Origin of the sequence: Tichowtungia aerotolerans (assembly GCF_009905215.1) — a bacterium.
GTDB classification, from domain to species: Bacteria; Verrucomicrobiota; Kiritimatiellia; order Kiritimatiellales; family Tichowtungiaceae; genus Tichowtungia; species Tichowtungia aerotolerans.
Genome location: NZ_CP047593.1, coordinates 1,594,052 through 1,617,474, shown reverse-complemented (window position 1 = coordinate 1,617,474; position 23,423 = coordinate 1,594,052). Strand labels below are relative to the sequence as shown.

Below are 23,423 nucleotides of genomic sequence, written 5' to 3'. Positions count from 1 at the left end.
TCCTTATTCCTTTAAAACTCATTGAATCATGATATTAATCGAATTTGTCTGATAAACAGGATCAGCCAAGAAATTAAAATTTGTATTCAGATATTCATTACTGGAAATCAATAGATCCCTGACATTATCCAACTTAATCGCGATCTCTTCAGCTGCAACAATCGTGTTACCGGTGATATAAATATTTGTGACCGGCTGAGTACATATGCTTCCGCTATCTGCTGCTATGCGAATCGGCGTCCATTGAGAACAAACCGTATTACTTTGAATAACGATATTTTGAGGGAACGGCCCTTCGCGACAGCCAGCTACGTTTTCATTCTCAAGTATGATTCCATTGCCCCCGACTCCATTAATCGCATTCCCTTCAATCAATCCATCCGGACTTCGGACCAAAACAGCATGTCGGCGCTGAGGACCAAAACTGTTACCCCGAACAACAAATCCTCTGGAACACATGTCCATATTAAAAAACTGTGTTGCATTGGTTGCGGATACACCTGCGACAGTCCCGGTTACGACATTTGGAACCGACGAAAAAAATGTAACCATTTCAGGATAATCCGAATCAACAGATGCCACCGTAAATGGCCCTGTATACACTCCCGTCGGAGGATAAAAAACCATCACCTGATCTCCTTCGAAAAACTGAGCCTCATCTGCGGTCCATCCGTCCGGACTCATTTTAAACTCAGTGCTGGAAACAATCTCGGCAGCCATTACCGGAGTCTGGTTCATATTAATGCTGTCGTCCAAAATGGATTCGAAATGACAATTTTCAATCACAGGCCCAATTCGATTGTTTTTACAGTTAAAACCACCTCGCCAATTCGACACAAACCGAATGGGTTCGGAAGGAGGCACCTCAACCCTGAAATTCCGATAGGTAATCAATCCATAATTGTAATCAACCAGGTTGCACATTGAGCTGCGTCCACTGTAAAGTGTAATATCTTCCAGTAGGCAATCTTCACTGAGAGTTACATGAATATTCGGCGAATACCGATTTCCATCGATTGCAGCAAGCCGATCCTGATAGTTCCATTGGATAGGTTGAACAAAAACATCCCCGTTGCGAGCTCCCGCCAATCCCGAAGCGAATTCCGGCTCCACAGTTACCTGATATCTGCGCGGCCCGATGTTTGTAATGCTATTGATATAGTAATGGTTATATGTTCCCCATCGTATATATTTCAGATCAGGATCAAGAATCGCTCCCCAATCCCAGTAATCTACTCCCATTGCTGTGCGTTGCGTATCGGTTGGAAGATCCGGGAAATACCTCATGAGCGTCATCTCAAATGTTCCTGCAACGGAGTTTATGTTTGTGATAACTCCCTGTGTAAATGCCAGCGGACTTTGCTTGATTTTGAAATTTTTAACCGTAACCCCGTTGCAATGTTTCAAACGAAAACTGGCCTGGCGGGGCGTGTTGAGCAATGTAGAGCCGTTGCCGTTAATTGTGAGATGCGATGCTCCAAGCAGATCAATCTGGAAAATACTGTTTTCGCGCAACCCAAGCTTATATGTCTTTTCAGCCTCAAATGTCAAAATAGCCCCGGGGCCATCGGCCCGCACACTCTTAACCGCGTTGACCACCGCCTCAATATCATCGGTAACTCCATCTCCGACCGCACCGAAATCATGAACCGACACCGGTCTCTGAATCGTAAAAGAAAGCCCAGCAAGCTGAAAGGCGGCATCGGAAGCTCCGCCGGTGTTTTTTCGGCGAACCCAAAAAGTGTCTCCGCTCTGGAAGGTAGCAGTATCATTCCCATGCACCGTATAAAACCCTGTTCTGGAAAATCCAGATGGCGCCAAACCGGTTTCTTCCGCAAACGAATTGGCGCTGTCACTGGTATATTCCAGCACATTCCCGCCGAGTGTCACCGAAGAGGAATCATTCGGATTGGAGGCAAGAGACACACCTCCGTTCCCGGCATATACATCCAGTGCCAAATTGGCATTTGCCGTTCGGACACAAAGCGATTTGAAGGTGATATTTACATCTGTAATCGGCGTTGTTTTTGCTAGGTCTTCATAAAAATAGAGCATAAAAGCGGCCCCTTCATAATTGAGGGCATCCATCCAAAAGCTGTTGGAACCGGAACGAACACTTAGTCCGCTGCCACCACCGGTTGTTGATTCACGGGAATAGCCGGCGCTCATAAAGCTGACCAAACGGACGGCCATAACCGCAGCTCCAATATCGGCAAGGCCGTTTTCGGATGTCGCATACACATTCCAATTTGCATTCCGTTGATTCGCAAAGGACTGGCCGTCGCTCGTCGATCCCGGGGCGCTGGCTCCGTCATCCAACCAGACATTCACCAACCCTTTTCGATAAACATGAAATGTTATACCACCAATCTGAAAGGCTGAATCCGAAGCATCGCTCATATTTTTTCTTCGCACCCAGAACGTATCTTTCTCTGTGAAAACAACCTCCTGACTGGCATTAACAGTATACCATCCCGTACCTGAAAAATTTTCAGGAGTCAGGTTCTTATCCGAAACAAATGCCATCATACTATCCGCCTGACTGGTCATCCGAACATCTCCAAGGGATACCGTTGATGTATCAAAAGTCCCATCAACTGTCAGTTGTCCGAATCCGGCAAACGCATCCAGGGCAAGGTCGCTGCTTGCGGTGCGAAGACAAAGTGAGTCAAAAACAATGCCCACCCCGGAGACTTCATCCGTTTTGGCCAAGTCACTATAAAAGGTAAACTGGAAGGCTGCTCCTTCATGATTGATTCCATCCATCCAGTAATTATTACTGCCCGTCTTAACAGCCAAACCATTGCCTCCACCGGTCGTCAGCTGGCGTGAATTCCCGTTGACATTAAAGCCGACCATGCGGACTGTCATAACAGCAGCTCCAATGTCGCTCAACCCGTTCTCCAGCGTAGCGGGGACATCCCACGAAGCATCTCGCAGATTCGCATAATCTTGACCAGTACTTGTTGACCCAGGAGCCTGGCTGCCGTCATCCAACCAGATCGCAATCTGCTCTGCCTGCGCATCCGATCCCGTTCCGGTCGTCAACACGACCATCATCGCTCCTGCAACAGAATGCATCCATAAGAACGCAGACACTAACCATGCCCCCCATCGCTTAATTTTATTTTCCCAAGCCATGTTCCTCTATCGTTTCAGAGCCAACAATTTTTTTCAGCCTCATGTTTCTTTTTCCTCAATTCAGCATGGCTCACTAAGCAAACCAACAGTCCATACATTGATTTTCCTTTTCAGCCACAGATACGATGCCATCGTTTTGCGCACGTACAGTGCGTGATCTTATCGGCCTTAAAACCTACCGTAATGTAAACACCATCCCGCTACTGCAGTCCGGAGCAGCCCCCAACTTCGTAAGCAGCGTCTGGGCATAGATCCTTACAATAAAATCATTCGGATGATTAATATGGTTAGCAGTCATGTCTTCGTAGGTTTTTTGCTCCAGCAGATATTCATGAAGAGACCAGATATCTGCGATCGCAACTCCATCGCCCGCCATTGCACTTATCGCTGTCAGATAACCCGGCATTGGATCCAAACTGCGCCATTTACTGTTTGGCTGAAAAGACATGAGAAGAATAAATTCCACAGCCGGATTCTGACTGCGGATCGAAGTCATGATCGCGCTAATATTTTCAGCAAACTGATCGGCGTTGACTGGAGAAGCTCCACCCCCATCATTCATGCCGAATCCCAAAATCACCAGATCCGGCTGCTCAAACGAAACCAGCCCATCGATCGTTTCACGTCCCCATTCTGAAACAGTTCCCCCCTGTGACGGATTAATATACTCAATCTGAGACCCGTATGTTCTCTCAAGCTGATCGGCTACCAGATCCGCCCAGCGCGGCATCCATGGCTCGCGAATGCGCTGGCCGCTGGCGCTGGCACCGACTGAAATGCTGTCGCCGAAAACCAGCAGTTTAAGCGAATCGCCGTTTTCCAATATTTGGAACGTTTTCGGCAAAGTTGCTTCGGCGCACTGCGGCACCGGACCGCCCCAGCCTGCTTCGTGTTTATAGGTAACCGCTAATTGCCGGTTGTTAAAAAATGCTGATTCAGTATAAAGAAGATAACCGCCTTCCAGCGCAGAACGGACATCCGGATCGGCGTCCGGATCATCCGTATAAAGCTCGTCATATTCAAAAAAAGGAATGGAACTGTTTTCCGTCAGACGCAATGTCCGACCATCAATGATATAGTCCACCCCCTCCTGATAAGATATATTAAGCGCATAGTTTTTTACCGATATAATTCGCGACGGAAGCAACGTCAAATCAGCCTGAGCCAACTGTCCGGTATAGGAAATCGGCATCAGGGTTTCGTTTTCGATTCGATCACCGGACCAAACCGGTCGAAGCAGCGCTTCCCGGTCATACAAAACCGCCTCATCCTTCGCGGTTTTAAGCAACGGGACTTCGAAAAACTCGACCTCTTGAGAAAATCCGGCAGAGCTGCGCATTTCAAACAAAAGAGAAACAATATCATTAGTTAAATGATCCTTAAAATATTCTGTAACCGGAAAAGGAATCGAGGTGTCTACGTTTACCGGCATTGTAACTTCTGTAAGTCGCTCCAGTTTCTGCGGAGCAGAATCGCAGGTAACAGTTTCCGCATCCCAATCGTTGTCGACAGCATAAACTGCAATAGATGGATTTGATCCAGACCCCGATCCGCTCACCCAATGCTGAATTATACTGTTTACTGAAGTTTCCAACGGCAACTCGGTCAGATCATACTTCACCAGTACAGCTGAATATCCATCCACATCGTCCATCCGCTTTACAACAAGCGGTTTGCCGTTCTGATTTTTCAATGAAGCCGCCCCGCCCTTTATGCAAACAGATTCAGCGGGAGCAAGAACATATCTCCACCCTTCATCCGTCAAATGAGAAGCCGCCCCGCCCTCCTGAACGGAGAATGTCAAAGCCGCCACCTGATACGCCGTATCGGAAGTTTCATTCAGGTTATATCGCCGAAGCCAGAACGTATCGTCTTCAGTGAAGGTAATCGCATCGGTTCCATTGATTGTATAAAAACCGGTTCCAGCAAACCCAAGAGGTACCAAACCTGTCTCTTGCGCAAACGAACTGGAACTGTCGTCAGTATAAATCATGTCATTGCCACCGAATGACACTTTGTCCGTATCATTCGTGCTTTCACCGCTGATTACAAGTTCTCCGGTTCCGGCATATGCATTCACCGCCAGATTTTCATTGGCCGTCCGCACCATGACCGACTTGAAAGTAATTCCCAAATCAGTGATTTCAACGGTTTTGGAAGCATCGCTGTAGAACTTCAGCTGAAAGGCCGTTCCTTCATAATTAAGCGCATCGAACCAGAAATTATTGCTTCCGCTGCGAACAGTTAACCCGTTCCCGCCACCGGTTGTCGACTGGCGCGAATCGCCATTATGAATGAAGCTGACAACACGAACACTCATCACGGCCGCACCGATATCGGCCAAGCCACTTTCCTGAGAAACAATCACATCCCATGACGCATCCCGACTGCCAGCAAATGCCTGTCCGGCGCTGGTTGATCCAGACGCTTTTGTGCCGTCATCCAGCCAAACTGAAACCTGCGCACCTATAACCCGAAAGGTCTGGATTGAAAACGCAGACAAAAACACACAAACAATGCTGATGTTCCTAAAATACCCATTCAAAGATCTGTTAAACGCCTTATTCATATCATTTTTCAACAACAATACCCGCCTCCCCAGACGCGGTTAAATTGTTTTAGATTTCTCCCTGAAAACTCGCTTTTTCTTATAAGGATTTTTAATCGCGGAGCAGATCAAGCTCTCCCTGGCTCATGGATTCTGAACGGGCCATGCGTTGATTCAAAATCTCCTTAAGGTGGCTGCCCGGCGGAAGCGGAATAGGACCTGCCAATACAGGATCGTTCGTTTCTGCCATCCACCGCTTACATTTCGCAGCCAGCTCTTCTTTAATTTTCTGATATGCCGGATCATCGGCAAGGTTCACGAATTCCTCCGGGTCATTTTCCAAGTCGTAAAGTTCTTCTCTCGGGCGCGGCTCAAAAAAGCGGAAATATGAACTATCCGGCCTGTCAAAATCTCCGCACCATACATACCGGTTCGGCCAGGAACGCCGCACCACCGGGTTTGTATGATTCAGAATTTCTTCGGGGAGCAAATGGCGTTTTGCCCCGGGATGCAGATTAAGCAGGTAATGGTATCTCTTTGTCCGCACCGTACGAACAGGGTCGTAGTTTTCATGCCAATTCCGCTCAGTGAAAATGGCTTCGCTTGGAATATATTTCTTTCCGCACAAACGCGCCCAGAAAGATCGTCCCTGCACCTCCGGCTTCGGCGAACAACGAACACCGGCGGCCTCTAAAAATGTCGGCAGAAAATCGATATTATTGACCAGTTCCTTCATGCGGTCGCCCGCTTTGATAACACCGGGCATCTGCATGATTGTCCCGATTTCCGTTCCTCGTTCGTAGACCGTCCCCTTTGCACGACTGCCCAGAATTCCGTGATCAGTGGTGAAAATAAACAAAGTATTTTCGCGCAACCCCAAGCGATCTACGGCATCAACCAGACGGCCAAATTGCGAATCCATGTGGCGGATGCACGGAACGAAACGGGCAAAGCTCTGTCGGGTCTGTTCGTTATCCGGACATTGGGCGGGTATGTAAACCTTCGACGGGTCATCAATGCCGTACACAGTGTGTGGACGATCAAATTTTTTAGTGTAATAGCCCCCCGGAATCCACAAACTTCCATGCACATCCTGCGTCGCAATATTCAGATAGAATGGACGACTTCGATCCCGTCCGGTCTTCAGATATTCGATGGCTGCATCCACTGCATTCTCTACAAATACATCCGGCTTTCCTTCTTCCTGATGAATCAGATTGAGATTCCTCTGATAATGATTATCCGCAGGATCATGCCGTTCATGCTGAAAACCGGCCCAGGCGGTTTCGTACCCGGCCTGATTCAAATAATCCACGATGGTCTTGCACTCCGTGGTCAAAGACCACTCATGACCATGCAACCCGGTCATTCCATTGGAGTGAGAATACTTACCGCTCATGGCACAGGCCCGCGACGGACTGCATGGCGGCGCACCACAGCAGGCGTTGTCCAGCGTAATGCCGCCCTCCGCAAATGCCTGCAGGTTGGGCGTATCGATCGGAACTCCATACGGACTGAAGTAGCGCCCGAGATCATGCACCACCACATAAATAATATTAGGCCTATTTTTAAATGCACCTCGAAGGCTGCCGGCCGCCACCGTTCCAGCGGAACCAGCAACGGTTGTCCCTAAAAAATCACGTCGTTTCATGTCTTCTTTTCCTGTCTGAAAATTTCAGCTCTTTATGAGCGGCTCTACTCAACCACCAGTCGGATAAACTTAACATCAGAAGCCATATCCGTGGTGTTTGTGACAAAATCAAATGTTCCGCCAGTAAGATTGGTCCCGGCAACAATATACCCCGTATTTGTCCAAGTACCGGATACCAGGTCTGTATTAAGCTCAAGGTAGTAGGTTAAACCGCTGCTTGGATCAGACAATTGAGGATATACATAATGGAACACATTGCTTCCGCTCTGTTCCATCACTGAACAAACAGGAGAAATTCCTTGATCAAGCGCATTGGTCGGATTCCCTCCCAATCCGTATTCCTGGAGATTACTCAGTCCATCATTGTCATCATCACCGGTTGCCGGTTCCTGAAGACCGTAGCCGGCCGCCCATCCATCATAACCACCGATTTTTTGCAGCTCAAAAGTAAGATTCGCCACCTGATAGGCAGTATCGCTTGCACCATTCAAATTATCACGACGAACCCAGAATGTGTCGTCTTCGCTGAAGGTGATCGCATGGGTTCCATTTACCGTGTAGAAATCTGGACCATTGAAACCGATAGGAACTAAATCTGTTTCTTCTGCAAATGAATTGGCACTGTCACTGCTATAATCCATGTCCGCTCCGTCCAAAGACACCATATCCGTATCATTCGTGCCGTCACCGCTGATTGCCAGCGCGCCGGATCCGGCATATGCATTCACCGCCAGATTGGCATTAGCGGTTCGTACCATGATGGATCTGAAAGTGATATCCATTCCTTTGATTTCCTGTGTTTTGGAAAGGTCACTATAAAATTTCAGCTGAAAAGCCGCACCCTCATAGTTAACAGCGTCCATCCAGAAATTATTACTCCCTGAATAAACGGTTAACCCATTTCCTCCACCGTTTGTACTCTTACGGGAATTACCGTTATGAATAAAACTGACCAGCCTGACACTCATAACTGCCGCCCCAATATCTGCTAAACCATTTTCTTGTGTCGCGGTAACATCCCATGCTCCATCCCGCAGGTTGGCATAGGAGGTACCGGCACTTGTTGATCCGGGCGCTTTTGTCCCGTCATCCAGCCACACAGAGACCGTTGCCGGCTTCGGTACAACATCGAAAGCAAGATTTGCAACCTGATAAGCAGTATCCGCCTGGGAATTCAAATTATAACGACGAAGCCAGAAGGTATCTTCCTCACCGAAAGTAACCGCATCCGTTCCGCTGATTGTATAAAAGCCTGTTCCAATAAAGCCGGACGGAATCAGATCCGTCTCTCCCGCAAACGCCAATGTGCTGTCGTATGTAATACCCAGATCGGTCCCGTCCAGCGTGACCATGTCCGTATCATTTGTTGCATCTCCACTGATCGCCAACTCTCCCGATCCCGCATACACATTCACCGCCAGATTGGAACTGGCAGTCCGTGCCATGAGAGACTTAAACGTAATATCCAGATCCGTAATTTCCTCTGTCTTGGCAGCGTCACTATAAAATTTCAGTTGAAAGGCCACGCCCTCATGGTTAAGGGCATCCATCCAGAAATTATTACTTCCTGAGTAAACGGCTAACCCGTTTCCACCACCATCTGTACTCTTCCTAGAATTACCGTTATGAATAAAACTGACCAGTCTAACGTTCATGACCGCCGCCCCGATATCTGCCAAACCGTTTTCCTCTGTCGCGGTCACATCCCAGGTTGCATCCCGTAAGCCGTTATAGGCCGTTCCGGAACTTGTTGACCCGGGAGCCTTTGTCCCATTATCCAGCCAAACATTCACTGGAGCTGCATGAACCATGCTGCCAAAAATACACAACATTGCAGTAACAGAAGCGATGCAACAATGAGCTCTCTTTCTTATCATTTTCATTTCACAATTCCCCATCTTTGTTTACACAATAAATTCTATATTTATTTTTTTACTTTATTTTAACGTCGATCGAGTTTTCCATATGGACCGGATTTCTCATCACGTTTCCGTCCAAAGCGTAAAACCGGTTGTTTTCAATCATCACGTCTGACACGTTCTCCAGTTCAATCGCCGGTTCATCCGAAGTAATGATATTTCCTTCCATACGTATATTGCGAACAACCTGGACGCCTGCCTGTCCGGACTGCGTGCAAACCCGAATCGGTGAGTTATACGTATTCCGGATCGTGTTGTTGCGAATAAGGATATTCTGCGGAAACGGACCTTCGTAGAAATGGCCGTATTCATTCTGGATTTCAATGCCGTGTCCCCCGACGCCGTCGATAACATTATTTTCGATCACCCCGTCGATACTGCGGGTCAGAACGGCATGACGGCGCTGCGGCAGAAACCTGTTGTTACGCACGATGAATCCGGCATTACACATATTCATGTTGTAAAAATGTGTCGTGTGTTTATCTGCCGCTCCCCCAGTCTGCCCGGAAGCCAGAACCACGTTTTTCACCGGCTGATCAAATGTAATGGTGTCGGGCGCATTCGGGTCCACAGTAATCACCCTCAAGGGACCTGCATACTCTCCTGTCGTCGGATAAAACACCATAATTTCATCACCCAACCAGATGCTGGATGAATATTTCGTCCAACGTTCCGGTCCTTCGTTTTTCCGCATCCGGAAAGTCCTATCCGTCAGTTTCTCTGCTGCCATAATTGTGTTCTGGCTGAGGTTGATGCTGTCATCAAGCATTCCCTCGAAATAGCAGTCCTCAATGATCGGCCCGATGCGGTTGTCCTTGCAGTGCATCCCGTCGCGCCAGTTGGTAACAATCCGGTCGGTTCCCGGGCGGAACATCACCTTGAATCCGCGGAACGTGATCCGTCCATAATTGAGATCCACCCGGCTGGTCATCGAGCTGCGTCCGCTGTACAGCGTAATATTTTCAATCAGGCAATCCCCGCTATTGGTCACATGGATACTGGCGGCGTAGCGACCTCCGTCAATTCTGGACAGGCGGCTCTGCACGTTATATTGAATCGGCTGAAAGTAAATGTCGCCGACTTGCACCTGTTTCAAATCGTCAACAAATCCCTGCTGCAAATAAACCCGATAAAGTCTCTCTCCTAAGTGCTCAATGCGGGTTGATCTGAAATGGTCTCGAACACCGCGTCGAATCCGACGCTGGCTTTGATCAAGGATTGCTCCCCACTCCCAGCCGGGAAAACCTGCCGCCTTACGCATTTCGTCCGTTGGAAGGAGGTCGTATCCTTCCATGATCTTCATTTCAAAAACCCCCTCTTCGGGAAGAATCTTTGTAATGGCTCCCTGAGTAAAAGCCAGCGGGTCCTGCTCAATCACAAATCCTTTCACGGTCACATTTTCACAATGCTTCACCCGGATTGCCGCCTGCCGCGGAGTCGTCAGCATCATGGATCCGTTTCCGTTGACAGTCACATTGGTCATGTTCTGCAGGTCAATCTGTGCAATACTGTCGTCCCGCAGGCCGAGCCGATAGATCTTTCCGGCAGAAAACTCCAGTGTATCGCCGCTTTTCAGCGCATCGATTGCTTTAACAATCGCTGCGATATCATCCTGCTTCCCATCACCCACGGCGCCGAAATCTTCAATATACAAAGTGTTCATTGCAGAACATGTCCCCGCAAGAACAGCAGACAGCAGCAAACTCAGTAAAATTTTCATCTTCATTGTTTCCCTTCGAAAAAGCGCCATTTTAGCAAATTTCCACCGATAATTCACGCTGAACAGCATTCGGTTTCAGCAGACCCTCAATCCGATCTTCAACCCGACAATCCTCTGTAATCTGTTCCAGTAAAATGTGTTCCTTAACGTGGTGATTGGCTTCACCCCACTGGTAATGGCCGTTAAGCGGATTCAGATAGCAATGCCCTTCGGCATGCTCACGGAACAAATCATCGCACCCGCGGACGCAGTAATACACGGAAATCAAATCCCAGCTCTGCTGCGGCAAATTCGGCCCGCGCTTGTAAATTTCATACGCCCGCCGAACCGGGTCATTTTCTGGGCATACATCGGACAACGTGCCGCCGGTCCAAACATTGATTCCCAGCGGACTGATAACCAGCTCGGTCGGCCACTCCTTCAGCACATGCGTTGCCGCTTCCAGATCAATCACCCAGTTACAGACCTCATACCCGTTGGTCGGATATGCTTCAGCCATGGTCAGCAGTTTTTTAACTTTACGCTCAACCAGCGACCGACCATCCAGCTCACTCCATTCATCCGGAGCAGAAACCAGCAGATCCGAAAGCGCCGTCAAAAAACCAATACTGCAGATCACAACGGATTGGTCTTCGGCCTCACTCAATAACTTCCGATACAGCTTGGTGCTGTTCCAGACCGGCTGCGCAGCCGCTTCAGGATTCATTTGTGCGATTGCCTGATTATAAAAATCATTGCCGCGCTGTGGAATGACCTGCCGCAGCGTTTCATAGTCCAGCCGTTTCGCCAGACTTGCGGAATAAATGCTTCCGACCGGGATATCCGGACGCCCCCGGCTCGCATTGATGACGTGCACACAAGCCGGTGCAGAGGAGGATGCACTGTCACAGATCACTCCGAGCAGTTCCATTTCTCCACGATTCACTAACGAATGACACAACGCCAACGCTCCGACATCATCGACATCCATATCAATATCTGTATCCAAAATCATTTTACACATTTCAACCCTCACAATCTTTTATCAACGCACAGCACTCTGAATCGTTTTAGTTTCTAGGCAAAAAAACCGATTCGCATATCAAACTTTCTATCCCGAATTTTTCTGAAAACACCTGAAGCTTCCGTCATCGACCCGGCAAACTGATGATTATTCTCAACGCTCGACACCCAAAACGGACCTGACTTCCTGATTAATACAACACAACATACGCAACGTTTGCTTAAAGCACAAGAAAAAACTCTACCCCCCTCTCTCTGCCTTTGTTTTCAACACCGCTCAATACGGTCGCTTATTATGCTGTTTGACTCCCGCCATCTGTAGAATGTATATTTCCACATTGCACCTTCTTCAAAACGGAACCGGACCTGAATGACAGAAAAAACGAATAAAAAACGTGTCACGCTCAACATGATTGCAGAACACTGCAACGTGAATAAGGGAACGGTTTCCCGCGTATTAAACGGGAAATTCAAAAACTTTCAGGTCAGCCCGGAAAAGATTCAGGAAATACAGACCGCAGCCAAAACCATGGGGTACCAACCCAATCGAATGGCACGAGTCATTCGCTGCAACCGCACTTACCTCATTGGCGTTTCTTTCATGAAGCTCGACTATATTGACCGGGCGGACCGTTTTAATGAGATCGGCCAGTTTGTTCAGGCAATGGAATCCCACCCCCTTTTTAAGAAATATGACCTAGTATTTCATATTCGTCATGAAAACAAGTCGGAACCTCTGACCGACATGGACTTTAAATCTGATCTGCTGGAAGGCATGATTTACCTGCTCCCCACCAATAATCATAAAGAATTTCTGGATATTGCCTCGCCCGACTTCCCGGTGGTCCTTGTCGGCAGCCTGCCCGGCAGTTCAAAAAAACTCCCCTGTGTTGATATCAACAACCGTAAAGCCGCCAGAAAAGCAGTCAACTACCTCCTCGAAACAGGAAAAAAGAATATTATAACCCTGGTTCCGGAAAACAGCAAACACGTCCAGTGTTTCAAAGACCGCACCCGCGGATATAAAGACGCCCTGATATCTGCCAAAATCCCGCAGACTAAACAGAAAATCTACACAATCCCCTGCGACCCGAACTCGGTTCGCGATCTCCTGAGCAATTTGAAAGACCTGAAGAAAATAGATGCGATATTCTGCCAGATCGATGAACTGGCCGCACACTGCATCACAACCCTCAGAAACCTCAACTTTAAAGTTCCGGAGGACATTGCGGTGATCGGATTTGACGATTCCATGATTTGCCAAATGACAACTCCTACCATTTCCAGCATTAAACGTCCCGTAGAAGAACAGGCATATCAGGCAATTGACACTCTTCTCAATATCCTCGAAAAAAACAGAGATTACACCCCGGGATTTACCGAAATTGAAACTGAACTTATCAAACGCGAATCGACCGAAGGGCGCCGCTGATCTCACGCACTTCTCGCTTCAATGGTGAAGCAAAACGCACTCTCAGTTGAAGCCAGGCCTATACTGTTCCGGCTTCATCCCCGTTCAACACTTTCGCTGCTGCCTGTCGCATCTGCGAGGTCCAATACCTGGAAACGACAGCTCTCCAAAGTCAAATTGCCAAAACATCTTATCTGTCACTGATTCGAATCTTCCCTGCACTTCAAATCAAAGTAAAAGCTCATCGGAAGGTCCCTTTGTTCCAGACAATATTCGACGGATCGGATGCAACGCCAGCCAGACTCCCTCCACTGGCTTCCGACGTTTCTTGATCCATGAGAGAGTCTTCCGGCACTCAGCTCTAAGATATTCCCAAGCCCGATCCGCATATAAAATTTATTTCATTAAATTAAATACCTAAAACAATATGCCCAAGAACGGTTTCCATTTGCTTAGATTCTGCTTTTCAACCATAAGGTATGATTTATGAAACAGATATTTTCTGAAAACAGTCCCGCCCGCTGGATCTGGTCCGGCGAACATATTTATAAACGCGCTGAAAACGGATCCCCATCGCACTACGAAGTGCGCCGCTTCCGCCGCACATTCGAGCTGAATGCCGTTCCGCAAAAGCTTGAAGTTTCTGTCACTGGCGACAGCCGCTTCACGCTCTCCTGCAACGGGCAAATTATCGTCCGCGGCCCGGCCAAAGGCGATGTGGCTCATCAGTTCTACTCCGTCGTCGACCTGGCCCCGCACCTGCAAGCCGGCGAAAACGTACTCGAAGCACTGGTCATGGATTTCTCCAAGGTCAACTGCCACCCGCCGGAACTCGGCGCGCCGTGCTGGAGCATCACCCGCTCCGGCGGGTTCCTGCTCGAATGCGAGGAAATGCCGGAACTCTCCACCGACGAAAACTGGCAGGTACAGGTCGACCGCAGCTATGAATTCCATAACGAAGGCTGCCCGCACGGCGGCTTCGTCGGCTACTTCGAGCGCGTCACCCCCGCCGCGGAATGCGGCGACTGGCAGCCCTCAACCGAGCTTTACCCGCCGACCCGCATTGAGGACTATCGCGACGCCCCCTCCCCCTACGGCCTGCTCGAGGCAATCGTCCCGCCACTCGACGAAAGCGAAGCCAAAGAGTTCGAATCTGTCTTCGAGCCCGGCGGCGGCGACGCCGAGACTCCAACGGAAATCCCGGCCCATACTACCGTCGAAGTCATCCTCGACGCCGGCGCACTTCAGACCGGGTTCCCTCTGCTTGAAACCTCGGGCGGAAAAAATTCCAAAGTTCGGATGATGTACGCCGAAGGGCTGCGCCTGCCGTGGAGCGTCGAAGACGCAACCATCCTCGGGCGCGGCATCGACACCTCCAACGTCTCCACCATGAACGACAGCGAACAGGCGGGCTGGACGCTCGACCGCCGCGGCGAGCTCAAAGGCTGGTTCGACGAAGTCACCCTTCCCGGCGGCGAATTCACCTATGAACCGTTCCACTGGCGCTGCTTCCAGTTTGTCAAACTGACCATCGAAACCGCCGACGAACCGCTGGCGCTAGCGCCTCTCAAATACAGAACAGCACTTTTCCCCTTTGAGCAGAAACACCGCTTCCAATGCTCGGACGACTTTTTCCAAACCCTGGAAAAAATCAGCTGGCGCACCTTCCGGCTCTGCACGCACGAAACCTTCGAGGACTGCCCGTATTACGAGCAGATGCAGTATTCCGGCGACAGCCAGATCACTTCGCTGATTGCGCTGGCCGGAACCGGCGACACCCGGTTGACCAGACAGGCGCTCTATCAGTTTTCCTGGTCACTGCGCCCGGAAGGCATCACTGAATGCCGCTATCCGGCCACCCTGCCGGTCGTCATCCCGTCTTGGAGCCTGCACTACATTTTCATGATTGCCGACTATTATGATTACACCGGCGACAAAGAAACCGTCCGCGACCTGCTGCCCTGCGTCCGCAATATTCTCGACTGGTTCGACCGCCACAAGGACGAAAGCGGACTGCCCGCAAAACTGCCGCACTGGAACATCGTCGACTGGTCACCGCGCTGGGACCGCGGCTGCCCGCCCGGCTGGGACCGCGGCCCGACCTGCATCATCAGCTCGCAATACCTGCGCGCGCTGCGCGTTGCCGCCAAACTGGACAAATCGATGAACCGTTTTGCAGACGAGGCGGAAACCGTCGCAGAAAAAATCAACGCACTGTTCTGGAACGAAGACCGCGGACTCTACGAAGACTGCCCCGGCAGCCCCGACGCCAGCCAGTACGGCAACGCGTGGGCCGTTCACTCCGGCGCGGCGACCGGCGAACAGGCCGCGCGCGCCATGAACGCGGCGCTCAATGATTCATCGCTCGACCCGGCGTCGTTCTTCGGCATTTACTTCATGATCCGCGCGCTCGAAGACTGCGGACAGTACAGCAAATTCCCGCAGCTGCTCGGCCGCTGGCAGGAAATGATCGACGGCGGCTTCAGCACATGGGCGGAGGACATCACCTACTGGCGCTCGCTGTGCCACGCGTGGAGCGCCTTCCCGTCCATCGAATTTATCCGCGGCGTACTCGGCATCAAACCCGCCAAGCCGGGCTTCGAGGAAATCCTGATCCAGCCGCAGCCGCTCGACCTGCAGTTTGCGGAAGGCTCCGCGCCGACTCCGCACGGAGACGTTTCCAGTGTTTGGAAAATTGAAAACGGAATTTTCTCCATAAAGGTCACCGCTCCGGAAGGAATTCCGCTGAAAATCATCCTGCCGGACGAAACAACCCACCACACCGTTAAATCATTCTCCGGAGAATGCCCTGTGTAAGATTCTGACGGCGGATCTCCCAAAAAGCTCACGCATTGCACTAAAAAAAGTCGCAGTGCGACATCTTGAAGGAACTGAAAATGTGCGCTTGTTTGATTTTTCAGTTGCCCCGACTACAGCTTCACAGTTTACGCCTTTCCCTGTCATGACCGTAACAGCAAACAAAAGGAAAGGAAAAACGATGAGCAAGCTGATAACAAAAGATGAATGGGTAGCCCTGTTCAGAGATACGGGACTAACCGATGAAATGATGCAAACATGGCATCGCCTCTTCGAACACCGGCACCCGGAAGAACATGGAAAATTTCTCCGCCTGCTGGGACTGCCGGAGACAGAAATAGATGCAATCCGCCAAAGCAGCCGTTAAACTGCATGCGCCGGAGGTTCTGTGCTCAGAGCACTCCGGCACAACTCATGGAGGAGAATGGACAATTATACAATTTCTCAAATGGCAAAGCATGTCGGGCTGTCCCGCAGCACTCTGCTCTATTACGACCGCATTGGATTATTAAAACCTTCGGGCCGGAGCGCTTCCGGATACCGCCGTTACACCGACAAAAACCTGGATCGCCTGCAACGGATCTGCGCCTTGCGTGAGGCGGGTCTCTCCCTGAAAGAAATCCAGCAAATGATATCCGCCCCAGGCAGCCAAAGCTCAGAAATTCTTGAACGCCGACTGGCAGAACTAGGGAAACAAGCGGTAAAAATCCGACAGCAGCAACACCAGATTGCAGCAATGCTCCAACAGCTGCCTGGAACAAAAAAGACTCAGGTGATGGATAAAACCGCCTGGGTCAACCTGCTGGCTGCCGCCGGAATGGATGAACAGGCCATGCGAAACTGGCATGCGGAATTCGAGCGCAGCGCCCCGGAAATCCACCGGGACTTTCTGCTGTCGCTCGGAATACCGGACGCAGAAGTGAAAACCATCCGAACGTGGTCAGCTCTCGAACAGGCCTGAGACCCTTGCCTTACAGCCCCTGGATGCAGGCGCCGACCGTTTCACTGAGGGATCCGGTGCCAGACAGATGGCAAAGTCGCAGGCGCCGTAGTAGATCCAGAAGAGAAAACCGTTCACAACCTGCGCAAAGCCCTCCTCGCCCTCGCGGATGAATGGAACGGCTGGACACACCCCATCGGCCACCAGTTCTGGGAAAAACGCAACGATCTGACAGCCACACCGGCTTAAAACCCGCGCCATCGCCATTGGCTTCCAAAAAACCATCTCATGGCAGTTTGGATTTTATTAACTAAAATATGCATCTGCGTATAGATTCCGGTTTTGATGTCATGCATATTAAGCTGTTAATCAATAAACAGCTGTTACAATAACCGCCATGCATACAACCCGCAAAAACCTGCTGCTGACTATTACCCTGATCGCCGGAACAGCCTTCTCGGAAGTTTCCAATGCCTGGAAACTTCCGGCCTGCGCATCGCAAACCAGCGAAACGGTTACGATCGAGCCGCAGAAATCGAAAAAAAACACAATTGCAACACAGCGGATTCCCGGCCCGTTTAAAGCGGGTGAACTGCTGCGGTTTTCGGCCGATGCAGAACTGACCGATATTCGTGACGAAAAAGGCAACAGCAAACTGAAACCGTTTGACCTGAATCTGGAACCCCGCAATGTCTGCCTGACCCTTGCCCAGATTGACCCTGCGGGGCGCGTGCTCTGCGCACCGGGATCCGAGCGGGCTCTCGGGACAAAAACCATCCATCTCGAACTCGAAACGGTTGTTCAGGAAAACGTGAAGGAAATCGAACTGCGCCTGCTCGCCACCTTCGTTACCGGAAAAGTGACCTTCACAAACTTTCGTTTTGAAAAGGCTGAGGCCGCACCGCTTCAGAAACTGCCGGAGGCAAAAGTCGTTAAAAACGAAAACGGCGCCTGCGAATGGACGATCAACGGTGAAAAACAACCCCTGGCGATGTATTTCGGCAACAACCAATTCAACCGCGATGACCGGATTCTCGAAGAAATGGAAAAGGCGGTTGCTGCCGGGGTTCCGGTACTGTCATTCAACCTGTATCTGCCGGCCATGGTGTCGAATTCGGAAACGCTCAAAATGATTGAGCGGTTCATGAAACCGTTTCCGGACGCGTATTTCATTCCGCGCATCTGGCTCGGCCCCGGCAGCGAATGGCAGCAGAGTTTCCCGGCAGAAATGATGAAGTATGCCGACGGTCAGATCGGCGGCTATGCATCGCCCTGTTCCGAACCCTGGAAAAATTTTACAGACCACAACCTGCGCGAACTGGTCAACCTGATCCGTCGCTCGCCGTATGCACAACAGTGCGTCGGCTTCAAACTGACCTATTACCAGACCGGCGAGTGGATTTTCTGGGACCCGCATCGCGCCGCCGGTTTTGAAGAACCGGTTCGCCGCGCCTTCGGGAAGCCGGTTCCGACCGAAGAGGAGCGAAATGCCGCCGTCGAGGGACTGTTCCGCGATCCGGAAATACAGCAGCGCGTCATTGAGTTTTCAAAATTCTACAATACGGTCAATGCCGACAACATCATCCGCTTCTCCCGATCCGTTAAAGAAGCCGCCGACGGCCCCACCCTCACCGCGACCTTCTACGGCTATCTGTTCGAACTGGCGTGGCATGAAAAATGGCTCCAGCAGGGCGGTCATCTCGGGCTTGAAAAACTGTACCGCTCACCAGCTGTCGACATCGTCGGAGCGCCTTATTCCTACAACCCGATCGGGCGCGGCTTCGGCCTGCCGGTCGACCTGCACGGCCCGTTCGACGGCGCCAACGCGTTCGGCAAACTGGTGATGACCGAAGAAGATACCTTTACCCATCTGGCCGAAGACGTTCCGGAAGTCGTTAAGGGATATGCGCCCGGCTATGCCAGCCGTACGAAGAACATGGATGAAACGCTCGCTGTGCTGCATCGCGATCTGGGCGTCGTTACCGCCCACAACCAGATTCTCCTCTGGCAAAACCTGTTCAGCGAAGGTCGATTCAACAACAATCAGATCTGGGATATGTACAAACCGTATCTGGCGTGGATGAAACAGCGCCAGGCACCGGCCTTCACACCGCAGGTCGCGGTACTGGCGGACCCCGATGCCGTGACAATGCTGAAAACCGATGCCTACGGGCTTACGGAACGCTGGCTCTACCAGAACCGCTTTTTCCTCAACCGCGTCGACACAACCATTGGATATTTCCAAACCTCGGAAATCGACCAGCTAAGCGACCGCACCCGCTGCATCATCCTGCTCACGCCGTGGAGCCTGACTGAAGATCAAAAAGCGGTTCTGAAAAGCCGCTTCATGAAAGACGGCCGAACCATCATCTTCTGCGGTACTACTGCACTCGACACCATCGAGCTCAAAAAACAGGAAGGTGCCATCATGCCGGAATCCCGGCTGGATAACGGCTCACTGTTCGGCAGGCGCCAGTTCGGCAGACAGAACGAACAGCCGGTCGCCCCGACCTTTGCGGTTGCCGATCACAAAGCCGATACGTTTGCGCATTATACCGCCACAGGGGAGCCGTCCTGCGCGACAAAAAAAATGCGCGGCTGGACCGCTGCCTTTCTCGGCTCGCCCGGCATGCCCGCCTTGCAGTGGCGCAAGCTGTTCAAGGAAGCAGGCTGCCACCTCTACCTCGCCGATGAGAGTTTTTCGACCGACTTTGACCGTCCGGATTTTATTCAGGCCGGCGGAAATTTTCTAATGGTGCAGTCCGCCACCGGCGGTGAAAAAAGCATCCGGCTTCCGAAAGAAGCATCCAAAATCTACCGGTTCGACCATACAGAACCGAAGCTGATGAAAACCAACAGCGACACACTCCACATCTCACTCCAGCCCGGCGTCCCGGCATTCCTAGTGACTGAATGAGCCCCCATTGTCCCCCAACGACAATATGGCCGGTTATGCTGCCTTTATCTCTTAATGATGGGAGCATGGATCGCATATGACGGACTGATTTTTCATTTAGACAGCAAAGCTGTTCGCGCAGCGGCAAGTCTGACACCACCAGCAACGGCACGATCTAACACGTTGCCTTCTCCCTGAGCTTTGATATACGATTCAGGTTTTGTGGAGTTCAAGGTTCAGGGAGTTTCGTCGAAATGAAATTATGGGAAATGCCGGAAGTCACCGGAGTCAACCGCTTACGCCCCCGGGCAACACTGCACGGATATCCATCGCTGGATGAAGCCCTGAAAAAACGGACCCCATACGCCCCGTGGCATCAGTCACTTTCCGGAGACTGGAAATTCCAGCTGATTGACCGTCCGGAAAACGCCGGACGTTTCCAAACACTGGAAACCGACGACTCTCAATGGGAAACCATCCCTGTTCCGTCAAACTGGACCATGCTCAACAACAGCGACTGGCCGATCTACACAAATATCAAAATGCCGTTCGATCATGTTCCGCCGAACGTGCCGGAACAGAACCCGACCGGCCTGTACCGGAAAACCTTTACGCTGGATCAAAGCTGGACTGCGCGCCGGACCGTGATTCATTTCGGAGGCGTCGAAAGCTGCTTCTTTGTGTATTGCAACGGAAAGGAAGTCGGGTTCGGCAAGGGAAGCCGGACTCCGGTTGAATTTGATCTGACCCCGTTTGTACAGAAAGGCGAAAACCTGCTGGCCGTGAAGGTCATCCGCTGGTCGGACGGCTCATACGTTGAAGATCAGGACCACTGGTGGATGGCAGGCATTCACCGGGATGTAACCCTCTACAGCACAGATTCCGATTTTATCCAGGACGTGTTTGCCCGACCGGTACTGGACGAAGCCTGTCGCGACGCAACACTTGAAGTCGATGTAATGATTGCCTCATCAGCGGAACAGAGAAGTGAAGAGCTCCGCACAGTCTCGGTGCATCTTGCTGATCCGGCCGGACAGACCGTTGAACTGATCCATGCAGAGCAGTCCGTGGGGCTTGGCCCGCAGCCGCTGACGGCTCATGGCTCCGGAGCCCCGGACAACACTGCCCGCTTCAGCTTCCCGATCTCTCAACCGCAGCCCTGGAGTGCGGAAACCCCGGCCTTATACACATTGGCTGTTGAACTCAAAGATCCGAGCGGCAAAACAATCGAGGCAACCGCCACACGCATCGGTTTCAAACGGATTGAAATCCGCGGACGCGATATGCGGATCAACGGCAAGCCGGTCATCATTCACGGTGTCAACCGGCATGATCACGATCCGCTGACCGGCAAAACCGTTTCACGCGAAACGATGATCAAAGATATTCTTCTGCTGAAACAGTTCAACTTCAACGCCGTGCGCACGGCGCATTACCCGAACGATCCGGAATGGTACGACCTGTGCGATGAATACGGCCTCTACGTGATGGACGAGGCGAACATTGAAGCGCACGACTACTACGACCAGCTCTGCCGCGATCCGCGCTGGACCGCCGCATTCATGGACCGCACGCAGCGCATGGTCCTGCGCGACAAAAACCACGCCTCCATCTTCTGCTGGTCCCTCGGAAACGAAACCGGTTATGGAGAAAACCACGATGCCTGCGCCGGCTGGATCCGCTTCTACGACCCAACCCGCATCCTGCATTACGAAGGCGTCAGCCGTCCGGAATTCGGACAGGCCTTTGTCTCCGAGCCGTCATTCCGCGGAGCGCTCTCGTCGGACCTGTTTTCATCCATGTACCCGTCCGTCGGCCAGCTCGAAGGCTTTGCCGACGAACCCCGCAACCCGCGCCCTACCGTCCTGTGCGAATACTCGCATGCCATGGGAAATTCCAACGGATCGCTGAAGGATTATTACCGCCTGTTCGAAACCGTACCCAGCCTGCAGGGCGGATTTATCTGGGACTGGGTCGATCAGGGACTGCTCTTGAACCGCGACAAACGCATGTTTGATGCCGAATGGAACGAGCCGGAAAATGCAAGCGAAGCCTTCGCGGACTGTCACCGCCCCGGCGGAAAATGGTTCTGGGGTTTCGGCGGCGATTTCGGAGAGTCCTACCACGACTTCGACTTCTGCATCAACGGACTGATCTGGCCGGACCGCACCCCCCACCCGGCCATGTTTGAATTCAAAAAACTGGCCCAGCCGGTTGGTGTGGAACTGATTGATGCCTCAACGCTGCGCATCACCAACAAACGCGACTTCACCGATCTGAGCGATCTGTCCGGAAAGTGGGAACTGCTGGAAGACGGCGAAGTCATTGAGCGCGGCGACCTGCCGCAGCTTACCGTTCAGCCCGGCGAATCCGAAACCGTGCCGCTGACGCTTCCGATGCCTGGAAATAAAACCATGCATCTGGATCTGTTTTTCCAAACATTGAAAAAAACGCCCTGGTGCCCGGCGGGCCATGAGGTCGCCCGCGAGCAGTTTGAACTTCAAACCGCCGCGCCGGCACTCCCGGAAAGCCTTCCGTTGACCGTTGAGGTAAAAGACGGGTCGGTTTCCGTTCTGCAGAACGGCGAACCGGTTCTGGAAAACATCGATCTGAACCTGTGGCGGGCCTGCACGGATAATGACGGCATCCGCGGCTGGACCGGACAGGAAAACAAACCGATGGGCCAGTGGATGGCGGCCGGCTTCCAAAGCCTGGAAGCCACAGCGTGGCAGCACGAGGTTTTATCGGACGGTTCTGCTGAGGTGTCGAGGATGTACGGAGCCATTGAGTTCAAACAGCGCTTCGTTCCGTGCGCAGAAGGACTGCGCGTTGAAAACGAGTTTGTCTTTCCGGACGATCTGCCCACCCTCCCCCGCATCGGACTCAAAGCGATGCTTCCGTCCGGCTTTGAACAGCTGGAGTGGTTCGGAAAAGGTCCGCACGAAAGTTATATCGACCGGGACGCAGGCGTATTTTCCAGACATTGGAAATCAACGGTGACCGACCAGTACGTCCCGTACATTCTTCCGCAGGAACACGGCAACCATGTCGGAACCCGCTGGATAAGCCTGAGCAATGGCGACAACACATTGCGGGTGACCGGCGCAGAGCCGTTTGAGTTCGCTGCCTCGCATTTTACAGCAAACGATCTGTTTGCCGCGATTCACACCGACCAGCTGACCCCGCGCGCAGAAACGATTCTGACGCTCGACCTGAAGCAACGCGGCCTCGGCAGCGGATCCTGCGGTCCGCAGACCGAACCTCCCTATCATTGCACTCCGGGAACATACCGTTTTGATTTCACTGTTTCGTACCGTTCGAATCTGTGATTTGTGAACGGCTGGCATGAACCGCAACCGGCGATAGAAGGTCTGAATC

At 51.5% G+C, this 23,423-nt stretch carries 12 protein-coding genes; 6 read left to right on the top strand and 6 right to left on the bottom strand.

Going from position 1 to position 23,423, the window contains the following annotated elements:
- Window positions 1-18: 18 nt before the first annotated feature.
- The 6 genes from GT409_RS06675 to GT409_RS06650 all read right to left on the bottom strand — a co-directional run bounded on the left by GT409_RS06675 (window position 19) and on the right by GT409_RS06650 (window position 11,973).
- Window positions 19-3,060, bottom strand: coding sequence for a hypothetical protein (locus GT409_RS06675; protein WP_160628171.1), 3,042 nt, complete (start codon window positions 3,058-3,060; stop codon window positions 19-21).
- A 256-nt stretch (window positions 3,061-3,316) separates the two neighbouring features.
- Entirely contained in the window at window positions 3,317-5,710 is a 2,394-nt protein-coding gene (locus GT409_RS06670) for a GDSL-type esterase/lipase family protein (RefSeq protein WP_160628170.1), read from the bottom strand.
- Window positions 5,711-5,801: 91 nt separating this feature from the next.
- Window positions 5,802-7,340 (bottom strand): sulfatase family protein, encoded by a 1,539-nt coding sequence (locus tag GT409_RS06665; protein WP_160628169.1) that lies wholly within the window; start codon window positions 7,338-7,340, stop codon window positions 5,802-5,804.
- 44 nt (window positions 7,341-7,384) lie between these two features.
- Window positions 7,385-9,223, bottom strand: coding sequence for a hypothetical protein (locus GT409_RS06660; protein WP_160628168.1), 1,839 nt, complete (start codon window positions 9,221-9,223; stop codon window positions 7,385-7,387).
- 49 nt (window positions 9,224-9,272) lie between these two features.
- Entirely contained in the window at window positions 9,273-10,979 is a 1,707-nt protein-coding gene (locus GT409_RS06655) for a right-handed parallel beta-helix repeat-containing protein (RefSeq protein ID WP_160628167.1), read from the bottom strand.
- Between the two features lie 31 nt (window positions 10,980-11,010).
- On the bottom strand, window positions 11,011-11,973 hold the full coding sequence (locus GT409_RS06650; protein ID WP_160628166.1) for a nucleoside hydrolase: 963 nt from the start codon (window positions 11,971-11,973) through the stop codon (window positions 11,011-11,013).
- Window positions 11,974-12,351: 378 nt separating this feature from the next.
- Between GT409_RS06650 and GT409_RS06645 the strand changes: the two genes are divergently transcribed.
- The 6 genes from GT409_RS06645 (at window position 12,352) to GT409_RS06620 (ending at window position 23,374) form a co-directional block, all read left to right on the top strand.
- Entirely contained in the window at window positions 12,352-13,413 is a 1,062-nt protein-coding gene (locus GT409_RS06645; protein ID WP_160628165.1) for a LacI family DNA-binding transcriptional regulator, read from the top strand.
- A 465-nt stretch (window positions 13,414-13,878) separates the two neighbouring features.
- Window positions 13,879-16,209, top strand: coding sequence for an alpha-L-rhamnosidase-related protein (locus GT409_RS06640; protein ID WP_160628164.1), 2,331 nt, complete (start codon window positions 13,879-13,881; stop codon window positions 16,207-16,209).
- A 181-nt stretch (window positions 16,210-16,390) separates the two neighbouring features.
- A complete protein-coding gene (locus tag GT409_RS06635) occupies window positions 16,391-16,576 on the top strand; it encodes a MerR family transcriptional regulator (protein WP_160628163.1) in 186 nt (61 codons plus the stop codon).
- A 57-nt stretch (window positions 16,577-16,633) separates the two neighbouring features.
- On the top strand, window positions 16,634-17,170 hold the full coding sequence (locus tag GT409_RS06630) for a MerR family transcriptional regulator (protein ID WP_160628162.1): 537 nt from the start codon (window positions 16,634-16,636) through the stop codon (window positions 17,168-17,170).
- Between the two features lie 376 nt (window positions 17,171-17,546).
- Entirely contained in the window at window positions 17,547-20,066 is a 2,520-nt protein-coding gene (locus GT409_RS06625; protein ID WP_160628161.1) for a hypothetical protein, read from the top strand.
- Window positions 20,067-20,299: 233 nt separating this feature from the next.
- Complete coding sequence (locus tag GT409_RS06620) at window positions 20,300-23,374, top strand: glycoside hydrolase family 2 TIM barrel-domain containing protein (protein ID WP_160628160.1); 3,075 nt, start codon at window positions 20,300-20,302, stop codon at window positions 23,372-23,374.
- Window positions 23,375-23,423 lie beyond the last annotated feature (49 nt).